Consider the following 18107-nt stretch of genomic DNA (forward strand, 5'->3'; position numbering starts at 1 on the left):
GCAATTGTGATTGAGTGAATTATTCTGCCCTGTCTCCAGAAGTTGATCCCAGTTCTATATTTCCTTTTGAACTGGATAAATTCCAGCTAGATGCGATCGCTTCCCTAAATGCTGGAAGGTCTGTCGTTGTGTGTGCGCCCACGGGTTCGGGTAAAACGTTAGTGGGGGAATATGCCATCTATCGTGCTTTGGCGCGAGGAAAGCGAGTGTTTTATACTACCCCCCTAAAGGCGCTTTCCAATCAAAAGCTACGCGACTTTCGCGAACAATTTGGTTTTGATTTCGTTGGATTGTTAACTGGAGATGCCAGCATCAACCGGGATGCGCCGATTGTAGTGATGACTACAGAAATTTTCCGGAACATGCTTTACGGCACACCCATTGGGCAGGTCGGTATCTCCTTAACAGATGTGGAGGCAGTGGTGCTAGATGAGTGCCACTACATGAACGATCGCCAACGGGGGACTGTTTGGGAAGAATCAATTATTTATTGTCCCCGTGAAGTTCAACTAGTAGCATTGTCGGCCACAGTTGCTAACAGCGAACAACTCACAGATTGGCTAAATCAAGTTCATGGCCCTACAGACTTGATTTATTCAGATTTTCGTCCTGTTCCCTTGGAATTCCATTTTGGCAATATCAAGGGAGTATTTCCGCTATTGAATGAGGATAAGACTCAAATCAATCCCCGCCTACTCAAAAAGGGGAGAAGGAAAGAGTATGAAAAAGGCAAGGGCAATCGCAAACCAGAAGCCCCTAGCATAAATTTTATCCTCAGCTATCTCCAACAACGGGATATGCTACCGGCAATTTACTTTATTTTTAGCCGCCGGGGATGCGATAAAGCTGTGGCAGAAGTGGGCGATCTGTGGCTAGTCAATGAGCAAGAGGCACAGCAATTACGGCTGCAAATTGACGAATTTTTAACCCGCAACCCAGAAGCAGGACGTTCTGGACATATTGCCCCCCTGTACCGGGGTATAGCCGCACATCATGCGGGGATTTTGCCCGCTTGGAAAGTTTTGGTAGAAGAACTATTTCAGCAGGGGCTGATTAAGGTAGTATTCGCAACTGAGACACTGGCAGCAGGAATTAATATGCCTGCTCGGACAACAGTCATTTCCAGTATTTCCAAGCGCACCGACACCGGACACCGCATGTTGACAGCTTCTGAGTTCCTACAAATGGCGGGTAGGGCTGGTCGTCGTGGTATGGATGAAGTGGGTCATGTGGTGACACTGCAAACTCCTTTTGAGGGAGCAGAACATGCAGCAGCTTTGGCAATCAAAAAACCAGACCCCTTGGTCAGCCATTTTACGCCTAGTTATGGCATGGTGTTAAACTTGTTGCAGATTCACACCTTAGAAGAAGCTAGAGAATTAGTGGAACGTAGCTTTGGGCAGTATTTGGCGAATTTGCACTTACGGCCAAGACAGCAGCATATTGCTGAACTACAAGCAGAACTAGCCCAAATTCAGACGCAAATTGCTGCTGTGGAGGAAAGCGAACTTGCTAGCTATGAAAAATTGCGACAACGCCTGAAAGTAGAACAAAAACTGTTAAAGACGCTGCAAGAGCAAGCATTAGAAGCCCGGCAAGAAGAATTAGCAATGATGTTAAACTTTGCCGTGTCGGGAACATTACTAAGCTTGAAGGGCAAAAATATTACAGTATCGTCGCCTATCACTGCGGTGTTAGTAGGAAAAGCTCAAGTTTCCGGGCAGAACCCCTACTTAGTATGTTTGGGGCAAGATAACCGCTGGTATGTGGCCACAACGGCAGATGTAGTAAATTTGTATGCAGAATTACCGCGGATTGATGTGCCTCCTGAGTTGCTACCACCACCAGAAATGCCATTGAAGCCAGGACAGTCATATCCTGGTAACGAGGAAAATTTCGCGATCGCCTCACAAATACCCGAACCAGATGATTCTCTGCATATAGCACCAGAGGTAGCAGAACAACTCCGGCACGTTGCTGCTTTGCAAGAGGAATTTGAGGCTCACCCCCTACGTAAAGCCGGCAATGTCGGTAGTATTTTTAAAGGCAAGGTACGCGCCTTTGAATTAGAAGCAGAAATTCAAGAGTTACAAGCACAGGTAGAGCAACAATCCCAGCGACATTGGGAAGAGTTTCTTAACCTAATTGAAATTTTGCAGTACTTTGAATGTTTAGATAATTTGGTGCCTACCCAATTAGGACAAATAGCGGCAGCAATTCGAGGTGAAAATGAATTATGGCTGGGTTTAGTGCTTGCCAGTGGAGAACTTGACAACCTCGATCCACACCATTTAGCAGCTGCGGCTGCGGCTTTAGTAACAGAAACTCCGCGTCCAGACAGCAAAGTACGCTTTGATGTCAGCAACGAAGTTGCAGAAGCTTTAGCAAAACTACGCGGAATTCGCCGCAAGATGTTCCAGCTGCAACGTCGATATAATGTGGCTTTACCTATCTGGTTGGAATTTGAGTTAATTTCCTTAGTGGAACAATGGGCGCTAGGGATGGATTGGATTGAACTGTGCGATAACACCAGTTTGGATGAAGGTGATGTTGTAAGGATTTTACGCCGAACCTTAGATTTGTTATCGCAAATTCCCCACGTACCGTATTTGTCAGAATCTTTGCGGCGCAATACTTACCGTGCCATACAGTTGATTGATAGATTCCCGGTAAATGAAGTAGTCGAGTAGTTCGATTAAGGGTGATTCTCTGTGCGCTCATGATTTTGAAAATCCCCCTTAATGCCCTGAAAAGGGAAACTAAGGGGGATTTTAGGCTTTGAAAACAAGCCTTTGAATGGGCTGTTTTCTTTTAATTCTTCCCTTGGCTATTGCCAAAAAAAGACAAACGGGAAGATAAACGACTTCTTGAGTGTATGAAAAATAAATGTACCAAATTTTCTCTGGAAATTTAAGAGGTCTAGTCTTTTGATCGCAGTTTTTAATCACCATTCTCTGACATGGTTTAGTATTTTTCCAGACGCACCTCTCTGACATGGTTTAGTATTTTTCCAGACGCACCATAGCGTTATAGTCTGGCACACCTTCAAGCGATCGCTTACTTTTATCTTATTTTTCTGTCAACAGCAAGCTATTGGCGTAACCTTATCAAGTGTTTGCTCTTGATACTCCAAAATTCTCGGTTGAAACTTGGAAATTCTCAGTTGAAACTAAAAAGTTCTCGTTTTGAACTCGGAAGTTCTCACTTGAAACAAGAAACTTCTCACTTGAAACAAGAAACTTCTCACTTGAAACAAGAAACTTCTCACTTGAAACAAGAAACTTCTCACTTGAAACGAGAAACTTCTCACTTGAAACGAGAAACTTCTCGTTTAACTCTTGACTCTTGACCCTTCGCTGCGCTCGAGGGCATGCTTTTGACTCTTGACTATTTGTATACTCATCCTCCCATCCCCCCATCTGTAAAAAAGTATAATTAACACAAAGAATTATTTAAAATAACTCCCTATGTCTATGCGAGATCCGGCTGTATTGAAAAGTGTATCTGTCAGTCTTCCTTTTGGCATTGGTTCCATGTCCTGGGAAGCCGATCCAACAGAACGTAAAGCCGCTTGGTCGCTTTATGTAGAACTTGTTACCCGCATTGCCGTACAGCCATTGGAAGTTGACCAAGGGTTGGTGCGGGAAGCTTTGAATTCCCTCTATAGTTTATTTGGCACAACTCGCGAAATTCTCAAAACTGCTGGGCCTGGTGTAGGGGCTTCCCGTGATTCGGTAGGAGGGATTGCCATTGCCGTGCTGAATCGCGGTTTGCGTCCGTTTCTGTCGAAATGGCATCCTTTATTGCAAGCATGGGAAGCAAAACGCCCCCTGGGTATGAGTCCGAAGGAACATGAGCAGAGTTGGTCAGAGGAACCCAAGTTGCGAAGTGAGTTGGAAGTCCTGCGAGCTGGTTTGGAACAGTACGCGAATGCATTGGCGGTAATTGCAGGTGTGGAGGAGTGAGCAGGAGTAGGCGATGGAACACAATGTTTTCCTTTGCCATAACAGCAAAGAAAAGGCAGAGGTAGCAAGAATTAGAGAGCAACTAAAGCAGAGGGAAATCTTAGCTTGGCTAGATAAGTATGACTTTGAGCCATTTCGACCTTGGCAAGACCAACTCGAAGAAATTATTCCTCAAATCAAAGCTGTAGCTGTATTTATCGGTTCTTCTGGTGTAGGGCCTTGGGCAAATATTGAAATGAGAGAGTTTCTTGTTGAGTTTGCCCACCGTAAGCTTCGCATGGGTTTAGTCATCCTCCCTGGTTGCCCTGATGAACTCATAGAGAAAGTTCCAAGATTCATGAGGAGCTTCCATTGGGTAGATTTTCGCCAGCAAGACCCCGATCCGATGAATCAGTTGATTTGGGGTATTACTGGTCGAAAGCCAGAGCCGCAGAACCCCACCCCTAACCCCTCCCCGCAAGCGGGGAGGGGTTAGGGGTGGGGTTCTTCAACGATATGCAATCAACACCAACCATCTCTAGTCAACCGACTCAGGCAGATGACCTTGCCTCAGAAAAAGGCGTAGACTACACCAAACTACGCGATCTACTAGCAGCACATAACTGGAAAGAAGCTGACGAGGAAACCTATCGGGTGATGATTCAGGCAGTAGGTAAAAAAGATGGCGACTGGTTCACCTCAGAAGAACTCTTAAATTTTCCCTGCACTGACCTCCGCACAATTGACCATCTTTGGGTAGAATACAGCAATGGGCAATTTGGCTTCAGTGTCCAAAAGGAAATTTACCTGAGCGTCGGTGGCAAACCAGACGGCAAGTATTATGAAGAAGCCTGGAAATATACCGGGCGATCGCGTCGGGATGGGAAGAGCAATGAGAGTGTCGAGATCCGCCGCGTGAGTGCGCGTCGGGATGGGAAGAGCAATGAGAGTGTCGAGAACTGGGAGGACGTCCGTCGACGCGTGACGCGCGTGGCGACGCGTCGTCCGTCGACGCGTGGTGCCAGTTCGTGGGGTGGGACCGACCGACGACGACGACCGACCAGACACCTCCCCACCTCCGTCCCAGTAGATCCGACCGACCAGACACCTCCCCACCTCCGTCCCTTGCACCGGGGCGGTCTCTCTCTCGCGCATCGAGACTTGTAAACTGTAACATTTAAGCCTTCTAGAAGTTTGTCAAGATTTATTACAGAGCCACTTCCCACGAAATAATCAACATTTCAGAAATTCGATACCTGGCACTGCGGGGTTAAAGCAATTAGCCTGAATAAATTTTTCTGCTACTTCATGCACTTCCGTACTTTCTGTCACCTTTTGGTTATCCCAAGGTAAACTCATCTGTCCTGGCGACTTCTTGGCTTTGCCTTTATTCTTCATCGATGGCAAAAAGCGACTACCCCAATGGTTTCTTTTTTCTGGCTTTGGCTGTGGGCGGTATTTTTTGCAAAATCCTCGATATTTAGCCGCGCATTCCTCCAACGTTCTCCCCAGTTGCAAAAATGCCGGATGCCATTGGGTAATACCATCATTACTCAGACGGTCATGAGTACCATAGTTGCTAAAGTCGTAGAAAAAGCCCTGCTGTATTCCCGCCGCTTTCGGGTTAGCGTGGATATATCGTAAGGTATTCAATGCTCGGCGCTTATCTGTATTCGCAAAACCTGTACTGTGGTATCGCTTTTCCCAAAAATGCCCCGTGCGGTTCAGCATCCGGTTAAAACACATGGCAGTATACCAGTTCAGCCAATGCATTATTTTCGGTACATCCTCTGGCTGTTTCGGTTCCAGCAAATAATGGACATGATTGCTCATGATGCACAGCGCATACAGCTTAAACCCATACTTTTGCTGTGCTTTTTTTATCGCATACAAAAAAACTTCACGACATTCCAACCGCGTCAGGCGAAATTCACGGTTATTGCAACGTGTCGTGATGTGATAACAGAAACCTTGTTGAAAATTACGTTTTGGACGAGACATAGAGAATTTGCATTTATTACACAGATCCCCGACTTTTTTTAAGAAGTCGGGGATCTTGGGATCTTGTTTTGCAATTGGTGCAAGATTCCCATGCACCGGGGCGCACAGCAAAGGATGAAAATCTCTCTTCCCCAATCCCTATTTTCAAGACAAATATGAATAAACTCATCTGTTCAGGTTAGCGAGTAAATATGGTAAAAGAGAAGAATCCAAGAAAGCTTTTATCGTATGAGTGAGCATTTCATTGCCCTGCCAGAGAATGTTTACTGTCACCTGCTAGCTGTTGCCCAATCACAGGGAATGACACCTGCTGATTGGATTGCATCACAGCTGCCGCCAGATGTTGACCAGCAAAAACCGCTGGCAACTTCCTTGTCAGATCTAATTGGATCTATTAACAGTCAGGTTGAACCTCCTCAGACCTACCAGAAAACTGTCTTTGGTGAAGCGATCGCCACTAAGCTTGCCAAGCAGGGTATTCGCAGACCGTGATTCTGGCTGATACTGCACCGTTGATTGCTTTGATTGATGCGGGACAGGGAGAAGCGCATCATCGTTGTGTCGAAGCCTATCAAAAGATAACCAATCCCCTGATAACAACATGGTGCTGTTTTACAGAAGCCATGTATTTCTTGTATCAGTTACGAGGTTGGTTCGCCCAGGATATCCTGTGGCAATTTGTTGAACGGAAAGCACTTTATTTGCATACATCAGGCATTGATGAGCAGCAAAGAATTCGGGAACTGATGAAGCAGTATCAGGACGTGCCGATGGATTTGGCAGATGCTTCTCTTGTCTCTGCTGCCGAGACATTAAATATCAGTCGGATTTTTTCGCTGGACAGCGATTTTTATATTTATCGTTTACAGGGAAAAAAGGCATTTGAGGTAATTCCTTAAATTACTCCTTAAATTAAGGTTATTTCATTTTCGCCTAGCCCCCTAGGGTGTGTTTTCAAAGTATCAGTTTTGTCATGCTGTAGGCGTAGCCTTCCCGTAGGGTACGAAGCGACAGCGTAGTGAAGCATCTCTATAACCCTGATTTTTACGAGATTCTTCGCTTCATTTCATTTCGCTCAGAATGACATTTAGGAGTTTGAAAACACGCCCTAGCCCCCATAGTTAAGTAGGGTGTGTTACGGCTAAAATCGGATTTGAGCGATGATTCAGAAGCTTGTGCCGTAACGCACCATAATTGAACGGTGCGTTAGACGCATTAAAGTTTTTCGTTCGTCAAATCATATACACTCGTGCGTCTAACGCACCCTACATGAATTTTATCTTTGTTTCATAAATTCTCTGGATCAATACCCAATTCTCGCAGTTTCGCTGCTAGGCGTTCAGCTTTTTGTGTTTCTCGTTCAGCAACTTCTTCCGGCGTAGGAACTAACTGTCCTTCCGCAGTAAAATAACGCAATTTATTTTCATGAACACCCAAGTACAAACTTAGCTGCTGACTCCACAACCAACCTTGGGGATTAGGTTCTATAGGTTGATAAGTACCACCAACCAAAATAAACCCAGCAAATTCTAAATTATTCGGGTCAAACCAAAAGTATTCGGGTGTACGAAAGATATCTTGATATATCTGTTTTTTTAAACCTTTATCTGTCGCTGCTGTTGAATTTGATAGTAGTTCTATAATTAAGTTTGGATATTTGCCTTCTTCTTCCCAAACCACCCAACTTTTACGCGGTTTGCGTTCAGTTCCCAGCACGACAAAAAAATCTGGCCCTCGGAAGTCCTCTGACTTACGCTGGCGTGGACTGTAGTAAATCGTTAAATTACCGCCAGCGTAAAAGTCATTGCGGTTTTGCCACCACAATTCTAAACACTGTAATAGCAGAACGATCTGGCGTAGATGTAAATCACTTTCCAACGGCGGCTCGTCACTATATAAATCCCCTGGTGGAAATATTACATCTTTTGGGGGTTCAAAATCTTTGGCGACGGACATGGCTGCAAGTGTTTAGGTGATAAGTCTAGCGTAGCAGTATCGCTGTACGGACTTGATTCAAATTTTTTCCAACCGCACTACAGCATTGTAATCTGGCACTCCTTCTGTAGAACGCTTACTTTTATCTAGCAACACATTCCCCTCGGGCCAGTGAATCTGCAAGTTCCCTGATTGAATAGGTGCAATATATACTCGTCCTTTGAACTGTCCCAATTCATTCTTAAGAATTACCGCATCCCCATCTTTTAACTCTAGCTTGGCTGCATCCGAGGCATTCATTAACACTGCTTCGCGTACTGCGCCAGTAATGGCATCTTTGCGTTCTTGCACCATACTGTTAAATTGTTTACCTCGGCGCGTTGCTACTAGAAAACAGCCTTCTGGTAATTCCTTCTGAGGTGGGGATAATACCGTAAAGTGCGCTTTACCATCCGCTGTGGGAAAGTTCCAACCAAAACACAGATGGGAACTGCCATACTGAAATTGATCTCCTGCTGATTGCAAATGTTGAATACCTGCGTACTGCGGGATGACTCGGGCAATTTCTTGCCGCATCACAGATGTATTTTCAAAATGTAGAGACGCGACATGTCGCGTCTCTACAACGCGCCTTGCCAATTCCATGAATACTTCCCATTCCGGACGCGCCTCACCTATCCTGGGGCCGGGAATTTCCGGGCTAAAAATTACTCGGCGTTCGGTGCTAGTCTCGGTGACTCCGCCGGGAATTTCGTAGCGAGTTGTGGCAGGGAACAGCACTACGGTATCGCTTGGTTCTACTAACATCTGACTGGAAAGCACAATATCCATGTGTACCCGCAAAGGTACGCGCTTTAAAGCATCTTCCACGTAGTCTGGTTCTGGTAGCACTTCTAAGAAATTGCCCCCCACGGAGAACAACACATCTAATTGTCCTTGGTAGGCTGCATCAATCATTTCGGGAGCAATCAAACCCTTACTCGCAGGCACTTCAAAACCCCAAAGCCGGCTTAACTGTGCCGCATTTTCAGCGGTGATCGGCTTGCCACCAGGAAACACTGTGGCGTAACAACCCATCTCCGCACCACCCTGAACGCCAGAATGTCCGCGAATTGGCATTAAACCGCATCCTTCGCGACCAACAAACCCTTTGGTGAGTGCTAAATTGATGATGGCTCTCACATTATCTTCGCCGCATTCGTGCTGGGTAATGCCCATACTCCAGACAAACACAGCTTTTTGGGCTTCTGCAACCATTTTGGCAAAGGTGTACATTTGCTCGCGAGTGCTGCCAGAAAGTTGCTCTAATTCTTCCCAAGATTGATTTGACAGTGTCGCTTTTAGTTCTGCAAAACCAGTAGTGTAGCGATCGCTAAACGACTGATCTACCCAATCATTAGCAATCATATGCTTGATTGTGCCGTTTAAAAATGCCATGTCGCCGCCCATGTTCACTAAGAAGAAATCTTCCGCAAACTTGGTACCAAACAAGGCACTTTCGGGAATCGAAGGAACCCAGTAGCGCTCCATTCCTGGTTCGCGATAGGTGTTAATTACTACAATCTTTGTCCCAGCTTTTTTGGCGTAATGCAGATATTTGACCGTGACAGGCTGGTTGTTGGCGACGTTTGAACCGATAAATACTAATAAGTCAGTACCCACCCAGTCTTTATAAGAACAGGTAGTAGCGCCGACACCAAGGGCGGCTTTGAGTCCGGCGGTACTGGGAGAATGGCAAATACGGGCAGCATTATCAATATTATTTGTCCCCATTGCCCGTACAGCTTTTTGGGTGGCGTAGTAAGTTTCGTTGACAGTGCCGCGACTGGTAATGTAAAAACTGAGGCGGTCTGGTGTAGTGGCACGAATGCGTGCAGCAATTACATTTAAAGCTTCATCCCAGCTTACTCGACGAAAACCCTTTTCCCCACATCGGCGGATCATGGGGTAGGGAAGGCGTCCCAATTCTCGTAATGCCACACTTTTTTGCTTTTGTAACTGTTCTACATCTTCTAACAGTTGGGGATCAAAAGCTGGCATTGTGTTCATCCGCAACAACCGTAACCGGACATTGCATAGATGAATTCCGTCTAAAGTCCAATCTTTCATCCCGGTTGTACCTAAAGCACAACCGTCACAAACTCCCTTGTTGAGGATATTCCATGCATAAGGCAGGCGATCGCGCGACAGCCAAATAGCACGAAAGACTTCCCAATAATTGTTAGGGTACTGCTCCCCGATACCAAAAGGCTTCCAACTTGCCCAGTTAGAGGGTGTCCAACGCTTTTTCGGTTTCCGCAACATAGGAAGGATAAAAGATAAAGTTTGAAGGCAAAAGGGTAAATCTTCACCCTTCATACTTCACACTTTAGCTTTAAGTATTGGGTTTTGCCGTTGTTAACTTCTGCTTGTTTCAACGAAAGCCCGATCTAAACAAGCCTGTAATTTTTCTGCCAGCACTTGTACATGAGGTTCTTCCAGACAAGTTAGATGCAAACCAGGAATGGAAAGAACATCTAGTCGTCCTGTGACAAAATTACCCCAGCCATATACCGGGCCACATTGTAGACCTACAGTTTGTTGAAAGTAACGTTTCATTTGCTCAGTCAGCAAGAGAACCATTTGACCTGGGTAGACTTGGACAACATATTCTTTCTTTGCCTGCGTGTTAGCATCGATAATCTTTAGATGCTCAGGTGTAGAAGATAGAGGGTTTTCTTCCACATGCAACTTGAGAAGATCATATTCTATATAACACTTTAACCACTGATACCATAGCTGAATTCTTTCCCAAATGTAGGCAGACCCTCCGCGAAGAATATTATTTAAATGCAGCGGAATTCGCTTCAAGAATGGTAAGCGCGTCTTCACATTGGGAAGAAAAGAATCAAATAAAACTAAAATTCCGATCCTCTCACCTTGCTTGTGGAGTTGCTGCGCCATCTCGAAGGCGACTAACCCGCCAAAGGAGTACCCACTCAGAAAATAAGGGCCATGAGGTTGAACCGTTCGGATTTGTTGAATATAGTACGACGCCATATCTTCAATCCGTGTTAAGGGGGGTCGTTTGCCATCAAGTCCTTGTGGTTGCAATCCGTATATCGGTTGATCCGTCCCCAAATGCAATGACAAATTCCGGTAGCAGAGAACTTCTCCAGCTAGACCATGAACACAGAATAACGGCGGCTTTGAGCCATTGGGATTAATTGCGACTAGAGATGACCAATTTTCTGGAGTTTGACTTTGGCTAGTTGCTAATTCCTCTTTTGGGTGAATAATTTGAGCAAGAGCCTCAATAGTTCCAGATTGAAACAGGATGGCTAAGGGAAGTTTTTTACCAAATTGCGTCTCGATTTTCGCGAATAAGTTTAAAGCCAGGAATGAATGTCCACCTAAATCAAAGAAGTTATCTTTAATACCAATGGCTTGAATGCCTAATACTTCTTCCCAAATCTGGGTTAGTTGGTATTCTATTTGATTTCGGGGGGCAACAAAGGTTTTTGCGTCCTCTTGTCTGATTCGCTCAGGTGCGGGTAAGGCTCGACAATCTACTTTACCATTGGGATTTAAAGGTAAAGCCTCTAGCACTACAAAGGCTGAGGGAATCATGTAATTAGGCAGCTTTTCACGCAGGAAATGCCGTAGTTGATTCGCTGTAGCATTTTGCTGAGGCTTGAGGACGACATAGGCAACCAAGCATTTGTCACCAGGAACATCTTCGCGTACAGTTACCAGTGCCTGTTGTACAGCAGGATTTTGATTAAGGGTAGCTTCAATCTCTCCCAACTCAATGCGGAAGCCACGCATCTTGATTTGGTCGTCAATGCGACCGAGGTATTCGATGTTGCCATCGCTCGTGTAGCGGACTAAATCGCCAGTTTTGTACAAGCGTGCTCCTGCTTGCTGGCTAAAGGGATTGGAGATGAACTTAAGAGTGGTCAAATCTGGGCTGTTAAGGTATCCCCGTGCTAATCCCACACCACTAATGTGCAATTCACCAGGTACGCCAATTGGCACAGGTTGTAAATGAGAGTCGAGAATATACACTTGGGTGTTGGCGATCGCGCGACCGATGATTGGCTTGATTTGAGACATTTGCAACTTGCAAAGCGTCGCATCGACAGTGCATTCTGTTGGGCCGTAAACGTTGTAAAAATTAATGTTTTGAGCTTGGGTTAAAGTTTGCCAAGTAGAAGGGGCGATCGCTTCTCCTCCAACCAGTACGCACTTAGGTACATCACCCCCAAGCAACCCTGCCCTTATTAACAGTTCCAATTGCGATGGCGTGCAGTCAAATACGTCGATTTTGTGGTCTTGCAGGTAAGATAACAAGGCATCCCCATCAAATCGCACCATTTCCGGCACTATGTAGAGAGTATGACCTTTGAGTAACTGAATAAATTGTTTAACCGAAGTATCAAAACTCAAAGACCCATTTAAACTAACTCGCAGTTGTGAATCCTGAAATTCGGCATAGACCGCTTTGTGCAGACCCTCCAAAAGATTTACAACACACTTATGTTCGATCAAAACTCCCTTCGGCTTACCTGTAGAACCGGAAGTATAAATGACGTAAGCTAAATTACCAGAGGTAACACCACTGACAACATTCTCCTCACTTTCAGCAGAAATTACAGCCCATTCTGTATCAATGCATACGCACCTGGGGATTTGAGGTAACTTGGACAGCAATTTTTCTTGAGTCAGCAACACCGATACACCGGCATCCTCCAGCATAGAGGCGAGGCGCTCAATCGGATAATTGGGGTCAACGGGTACATAAGCCCCACCTGCTTTAAGAATCCCCAGTAGTCCTACTATTATTTCTAGGTCGCGTTCTACACAAATACCCACCAGTACTTCTGGCCCTACTCCCAAACCACGTAAGTAGTGCGCGAGTTGATTCGCTCGTTGATTTAGTTGCCTATATGTTAGAGACGCGAATGCCCTTGTCTGTACATCCTCAAACACCACCGCCACCGCATCAGGGGTGCGTTCCACCTGCTCCTCAAATAACTGATGGATACACTTGTGTTGGGGATACTCGGTTTGAGTATTGTTCCATTCAAACAGCAATTGCTGTTGTTCTGCTGCTGTCAGTAGAGGCAATTGGGAAATAGGCTGTGCGGGATTAGCTACAATACCTTCTAGCAAAGTCTGGAGATGACCAATCATGCGGGTAATTGTATCCGCATCAAACAGATCGGTACGGTATTCTATCCGGCCAATCATACCTTCGGGTCTTTCATCCATTTCAATGCATAAATGGAACTTGGCTGTACCCGAATGAATATCCATCTGGCTAATTGTCCACCCCAGATCGTGACATTCTGGCAAAGGAGGCTCAAGGACAAACGCTACTTGAAAAAGAGGGTTTTGACCCAATTGACGTTCTGGTTGGAGTACTTCTACTAATTTCTGAAAAGGCAAGTCTTGGTGAGCATAAGCCTCTAGAGTTACCTCTCGTATGCGCTTCAATAGCTCTCGAAAAGCGGGATTGCCAGAGAGATCGGTACGCAGAACTAAATTATTGAGGAAATTCCCCATTAGCCCTTCCACTTCTGGTCGGTTCCGTCCTGCTGTCACCGTGCCGATCGCGATATCTTCTTGGTTTGAATAACGATAAAGTAAGGTTTTAATAGCCGTCGCCAGCGTCATGAAGAGTGTTGTTCCCTCTTGACGACTTAGTATCTTGAGCTTTTCTGTTAAGCTCTTGGACAGTGCGAAACTTTGCTGCGATCCCTGAAACGTTAACTCTGCCAGCTGTGGACGGTTAGTAGGTAACTGCAATGTTGGTAGATTAGCTAGCTTTTGCTGCCAGTAGGCTAGCTGAGTCAATAAAATTTCTTCTTGAAGCCATTGCCGTTGCCAAGCAGCAAAATCTGCGTACTGGAGCGTTAACTCTGGTAAAGGTGAAGGTTGATTGCTAGAGAAGGCTGTGTATAGTGCTTGCAATTCTGGAAGAAGGATGCTGTGCATCGATACCCCATCCATCACCAGATGATGTATAGCTAAATATAGCCTGTTGTCTGTCTCGTCTAGTTGTATCAACATCGGGCGCAGAAGTGGCCCTTGAGCAAGATCAAAGGGTTGCGTTAAATATTCTGTGGCTAACCGTAGGGCTTCTGCTTCTCGTTTCCGATCGGGGAGTTGGCGCAGATCCACTATTGGCAGTGTGACAGGAAAAGCAGGATGAATTACCTGAATGGTTTTCCCGTCCGTTGTTGCAAAAGTAGTTCGCAAAATTTCGTGACGCCGCACGAACTCTGTAAGACTCTGTCCCAAAGCAGCAAAATTAATGCCTCCCCCTAAGCGAATGGTGCAGGTTTCGTTATATATAGGTTCCTCTGGGTGCAATTGCGTGAGAAACCAATATAGTTCCTGAGTAAAAGAGAGAGGCAAGGTTTGGTTGCGTGAAATTGGTTGTATGGACAGTGCTTGTAATCCCTGCTGTTTCTGACAAGTGGCTTCAATGCTATTTGCCAAATTAGCTACTGTAGGGTACTCAAAGCAAGCACTCACAGGCAAGTCCACTTGCAAAATGTCGCGCACCCGAGAAATCACTTTTGCTGCCAACAGTGAATGTCCACCCAATTCAAAGAAGTTATCGTTAATGCCAATTTCAACCCCTAAGACTTCAGTCCAGACGTTAGCTAAGATTGTCTCTATATGAGTGCGGGGTGCAAGGAAACTGGTTGAGCGATTAAAACACGAAGCATCGGGTACAGGTAAAGCACGATGATCGATTTTACCATTGGGATTTAATGGCAAGGCATCCATGAATACAAAGGCACTAGGCACCATGTAATCGGGTAACTGCTCTTGTAAAAAGCGGCGCAATTCGCCTTGAGTGGGAATTTGGTCTGAGTTCGCCACGATGTATGCTACAAGTCGTTTGTCTCCAGGAACGTCTTCGCGGACAATGGCGATCGCTTGTTGCAGGAGCGAATGTTGATTAAGTACAGCGGCAATTTCTCCTAACTCTATGCGGAAACCACGAATTTTGACTTGCTCATCAACGCGGCCAAGAAACTGGATGTTTCCATCTGGCAAGTATCGTGCCAAGTCGCCAGTTTTGTATAATCGGGCACTAAAATCTGAATCAAAGGGATGCTGGATAAACCGCTCTTTAGTCAAATCCGGACGGTTGAAATAGCCTCGCGCCAGACCCACGCCACCGATGTATAACTCTCCACAGTCACCATCTGCAACTGGCTGTAAATTTTCATCCAAAATATAAATCTCAGCATTACTAATTGAGCGACCAATCGGAGCAGTGATATAGTTTGTATGATGCTGACAAACCCAAAAGCTAGTGTCAATAGAAGCTTCAGTCGGGCCGTAACAATTGACCAGTACATTATCCAAATTTAAACGCTCAAAGAAGCGTTCAACCAGTTCAATCGGTAACGCTTCACCACCACTAGTGATGTGCCGCAGGCTTCGACAATTCTCAATTCCCTCTTGTTCGAGTAAAGCACGCAACTGCGACGGTACAAAAGCTGCAACAGTAATTTTCTCATTGGCGATCGCCTCAACCAGGTAACTCATGTCTCGCTGTCCACCCGGACGCGCCATCACCAACTGTGCGCCAAAGCACAACGGCCAGAATATCTGCCAAACTGAGGGGTCGAAGCTAAAAGAAATCGTTTGTAAAACTTTATCGCTTGCAGTTAATGCAAATGTTGTTTGCCGCCAATAAAGTTGATTGCAGATACCGCGATGGGGAATCATGACACCTTTGGGTTTGCCTGTCGAACCAGAGGTGTAGATCACGTAGATGAGGTTGTCAATCGTTGCGTCACTTATTGGATTGGCTTGGCTGTTGCGGGCGATATTAACCCAATCTGAGTCTAGGCAAACTACTTGTGCCTGATGTGTTGGTAGACTTTTAACCAAGTCTGCTGTTGTCAGCATCACTGGTGTTTGGGTATCTTCTAAGATAAAAGCTAAACGTTCGCCAGGATAGGACGGATCTAACGGTACATACGCACCACCCGCTTTGAGAATACCCAGTAATCCCACCACCATCTCTAGGGAACGTTCAACACAAATACCCACCAGTACTTCTGGCCCTACTCCCAAACTCTGTAAGTAGTGTGCCAGTTGGTTCGCCTCTTGGTTTAACTGCCTGTAGGTAAGTTGTTCATCTTCAAATACTACCGCCACTGCATCGGGTGTGCGTTCAACTTGCTTTTCAAAAATTTCATGCACGCACAGATGTTTAGTATATGCATGGCTGTCATTCCACTCCTGTTGGATCTGAGATTTGTTGCTCTGAGTCTGACTATGAATCGAATAATTTTGATGATTGTATGAGTTACTATTTTTTATTTGCATATTTATTGATATTAATAGAATTACTCACTATATAAATCGACTGAGTCACCAAATTTCACAGAATGAATACTAGTGCAGAATGGCGGAAATAAAACTACCATTTAAAATAGCAAAAAAGTCCAGAATACAATTCTTCTAAATGCGTGACTATTGACTTACTCGGTAGCGGTACTAGTTACTGAAATTCACAGTCACTTTATAATTAAACATCAGCTGATTACAGCTTATTACGCTGGTTTTGAAAGCAATACTAATTATACATAAGTCTGTAATAAATCAACTTCTTGATGAGTTATATCAAATCCGTTTGATTAGTTATCGTATCTGCCCTCACCCCTCTCTCCCAACTTGGGAGAGGGGCAGGGGTGAGGGTTTTTAATGAACATGAATTAGCCGGACTTGATATTAGATGCTCTCGTGCTAGTATCAGCTCTTGATGCACTTTTTTTAGCTGGCTCTCATCTTTAATCTCATGCTCAAAATACTTTAAATAACTTTCAAGAAATTGAATACGTAAATGTGGTTCTTCCACATTGATGAGAAAAGGTAAATCACTTTCGACCATAAAGCGGATAGCCAACATAGGAATAGGACTTCGGAGTGGACGGAACTTAGAATTATGCAGTCCTGGGCTTTCAGTACGCTTATGAAATTCTCCTAGCATCAACCCTAATTCCACAAAAGAGGGTTTAAGTTTTTTTTGGACACTATCGATGAATTTGCAAGTATCATCGAGAGTAATATCAGGAAATATCAGTAAAAATGTTTTGTACAAAGCAGCTTGTTTTTCACGCGGTTCTGTTTCTAGAAAAAGCTGTCGGTGCTGGATCACAATTTCTTCAATTTGTTGTGGTTCTAAATCTTTTGTATGAATAACTTTAAAGTGAATGTTATTGGACTTGAGCGATTGCGGCACAAAAGGGCAAACAGGGCCAGTTCTACCTAAATCTGGATGATGTTTTGCTAAAAAACTTTTAACCCATTGCATTATTTCAATTAAATAGGGAAGGTCTTGTTGGAACTGCTCAATTTCAACTAGTGTATATAGTCGCATAGTGTTCAGATTATTTGCAGTTACTTGGGTAGTGACTTTACAGTAGTTTACTAGCGACGCGGTATCAGGCTAAACATCTACTAAAAGACAAAATTTATGCTTGTTTTAGTAGTTTTTCTCGGTTTCTATTTAGGGCTATCTACAGAAAGAGACTGTACACATAAGTCGAATGTCGGCATCTTAATTTATTAAATAAATAACCTGAATTATTTAAATTTTATTTATTTAATAATTTAATGCTAATCATCTGAAAACTTGACTAGTAGTTTATATCATTAATTTATGAGGAGCTAAAAATACCCCAAAGTACGTAAAACTCAGAATATGGAAATCAAGTTACTCTTCATCATTAATGACATACTCCAGTGGCTCACCAAATAAATTTTGCGAGATGATTTGGTTTTTTATAACCTCTTTATTCAAAGAAACTCAGTTTATTTGAATCTGGAAGATTTTTATGAAATGTCCACTTGGCTATTAACACCCCTTGTGTAAGAGTTGTTTCTCTTACACTGCAAATTTGTAAATATATATGTGCTTAATATTATTCTGAACTTGTTTATCCAAAATTTTTATGATATTTAGGTTTAAATACGAACTCTTTTTATCAAGATTGTATAAAACGGCTCTTTTGATTTCAAAAATATATTATAATGATTAATTTTTTGTAGTATCATTTGAGAATTATTGCTTAAACATCGATACTAATTAAATCAGCTAAACACACGCTCAAACAGCTAGCGTTCTTACGTGCCATTAATCTGCCGAGAATTGAGTCGTAAATAAAATGCCAGCTGCGATCGCACACTTCAACTTGGCTTTGAATCACAAGA

At 44.2% G+C, this 18107-nt stretch carries 11 protein-coding genes and 1 pseudogene; 6 read left to right on the forward strand and 6 right to left on the reverse strand.

Going from position 1 to position 18107, the window contains the following annotated elements; genetic code table 11:
- Positions 1-14: 14 nt before the first annotated feature.
- The 4 genes from FIS9605_RS0126350 to FIS9605_RS38270 all read left to right on the forward strand — a co-directional run bounded on the left by FIS9605_RS0126350 (position 15) and on the right by FIS9605_RS38270 (position 5111).
- The gene (locus tag FIS9605_RS0126350) at positions 15-2690 is read left to right on the forward strand and encodes a DEAD/DEAH box helicase (protein ID WP_026735256.1); all 2676 of its coding nucleotides are present in this window, start codon (positions 15-17) and stop codon (positions 2688-2690) included.
- A 777-nt stretch (positions 2691-3467) separates the two neighbouring features.
- Positions 3468-3965 (forward strand): hypothetical protein, encoded by a 498-nt coding sequence (locus FIS9605_RS0126365; RefSeq protein WP_026735259.1) that lies wholly within the window; start codon positions 3468-3470, stop codon positions 3963-3965.
- 13 nt (positions 3966-3978) lie between these two features.
- Entirely contained in the window at positions 3979-4440 is a 462-nt protein-coding gene (locus tag FIS9605_RS38265; protein WP_051470149.1) for a toll/interleukin-1 receptor domain-containing protein, read from the forward strand.
- Between the two features lie 20 nt (positions 4441-4460).
- Positions 4461-5111 carry a GUN4 domain-containing protein gene (locus FIS9605_RS38270; protein ID WP_082209880.1) on the forward strand — a complete coding sequence of 217 codons (651 nt, stop codon included), beginning with the start codon at positions 4461-4463 and terminating at the stop codon, positions 5109-5111.
- Positions 5112-5177: 66 nt separating this feature from the next.
- Here FIS9605_RS38270 and FIS9605_RS0126375 read toward each other — a convergent pair whose 3' ends face one another.
- A complete protein-coding gene (locus tag FIS9605_RS0126375) occupies positions 5178-5945 on the reverse strand; it encodes a transposase (RefSeq protein ID WP_026735260.1) in 768 nt (255 codons plus the stop codon).
- 228 nt (positions 5946-6173) lie between these two features.
- Between FIS9605_RS0126375 and FIS9605_RS0126380 the strand changes: the two genes are divergently transcribed.
- Positions 6174-6437, forward strand: a complete 264-nt coding sequence (locus FIS9605_RS0126380) for a hypothetical protein (RefSeq protein ID WP_026735261.1) — start codon at positions 6174-6176, stop codon at positions 6435-6437.
- Positions 6434-6844, forward strand: coding sequence for a type II toxin-antitoxin system VapC family toxin (locus FIS9605_RS0126385; RefSeq protein ID WP_026735262.1), 411 nt, complete (start codon positions 6434-6436; stop codon positions 6842-6844). The genes FIS9605_RS0126380 and FIS9605_RS0126385 overlap by 4 nt, the downstream gene beginning before the upstream one ends.
- Positions 6845-7232: 388 nt before the next feature.
- Here FIS9605_RS0126385 and FIS9605_RS0126390 read toward each other — a convergent pair whose 3' ends face one another.
- The 5 genes and pseudogenes from FIS9605_RS0126390 to FIS9605_RS44385 form a co-directional block, all read right to left on the reverse strand.
- On the reverse strand, positions 7233-7901 hold the full coding sequence (locus FIS9605_RS0126390) for a Uma2 family endonuclease (protein WP_026735263.1): 669 nt from the start codon (positions 7899-7901) through the stop codon (positions 7233-7235).
- A gap of 57 nt (positions 7902-7958) precedes the next feature.
- Positions 7959-10184: an FdhF/YdeP family oxidoreductase gene (locus tag FIS9605_RS0126395; protein ID WP_026735264.1), complete on the reverse strand. Its 2226-nt coding sequence runs from the start codon at positions 10182-10184 to the stop codon at positions 7959-7961.
- Between the two features lie 93 nt (positions 10185-10277).
- Positions 10278-16163: pseudogene (locus FIS9605_RS38275) on the reverse strand (non-ribosomal peptide synthetase); the annotation flags it as partial.
- A gap of 349 nt (positions 16164-16512) precedes the next feature.
- The gene (locus tag FIS9605_RS38280) at positions 16513-17274 is read right to left on the reverse strand and encodes a DUF6875 domain-containing protein (protein ID WP_063748488.1); all 762 of its coding nucleotides are present in this window, start codon (positions 17272-17274) and stop codon (positions 16513-16515) included.
- Positions 17275-17965: 691 nt separating this feature from the next.
- Complete coding sequence (locus FIS9605_RS44385) at positions 17966-18103, reverse strand: hypothetical protein (RefSeq protein ID WP_197036149.1); 138 nt, start codon at positions 18101-18103, stop codon at positions 17966-17968.
- Positions 18104-18107: the final 4 nt, after the last annotated feature.

The sequence above is a fragment of the Fischerella sp. PCC 9605 genome, assembly GCF_000517105.1.
In the GTDB taxonomy this organism is placed as follows: domain Bacteria; phylum Cyanobacteriota; class Cyanobacteriia; order Cyanobacteriales; family Nostocaceae; genus PCC9605.

Excerpts from the sequence above, each read along its gene's own strand:
- FIS9605_RS38265 (WP_051470149.1), top strand. The coding sequence starts at position 3,979 with ATGGAACACAATGTTTTCCTTTGCCATAACAGCAAAGAAAAGGCAGAG.
- FIS9605_RS0126365 (WP_026735259.1), top strand. The coding sequence starts at position 3,468 with ATGTCTATGCGAGATCCGGCTGTATTGAAAAGTGTATCTGTCAGTCTT.
- FIS9605_RS0126375 (WP_026735260.1), bottom strand. The coding sequence starts at position 5,945 with ATGTCTCGTCCAAAACGTAATTTTCAACAAGGTTTCTGTTATCACATC.
- FIS9605_RS38270 (WP_082209880.1), top strand. The coding sequence starts at position 4,461 with ATGCAATCAACACCAACCATCTCTAGTCAACCGACTCAGGCAGATGAC.
- FIS9605_RS0126380 (WP_026735261.1), top strand. The coding sequence starts at position 6,174 with ATGAGTGAGCATTTCATTGCCCTGCCAGAGAATGTTTACTGTCACCTG.
- FIS9605_RS0126395 (WP_026735264.1), bottom strand. The coding sequence starts at position 10,184 with ATGTTGCGGAAACCGAAAAAGCGTTGGACACCCTCTAACTGGGCAAGT.
- FIS9605_RS0126390 (WP_026735263.1), bottom strand. The coding sequence starts at position 7,901 with ATGTCCGTCGCCAAAGATTTTGAACCCCCAAAAGATGTAATATTTCCA.
- FIS9605_RS38280 (WP_063748488.1), bottom strand. The coding sequence starts at position 17,274 with ATGCGACTATATACACTAGTTGAAATTGAGCAGTTCCAACAAGACCTT.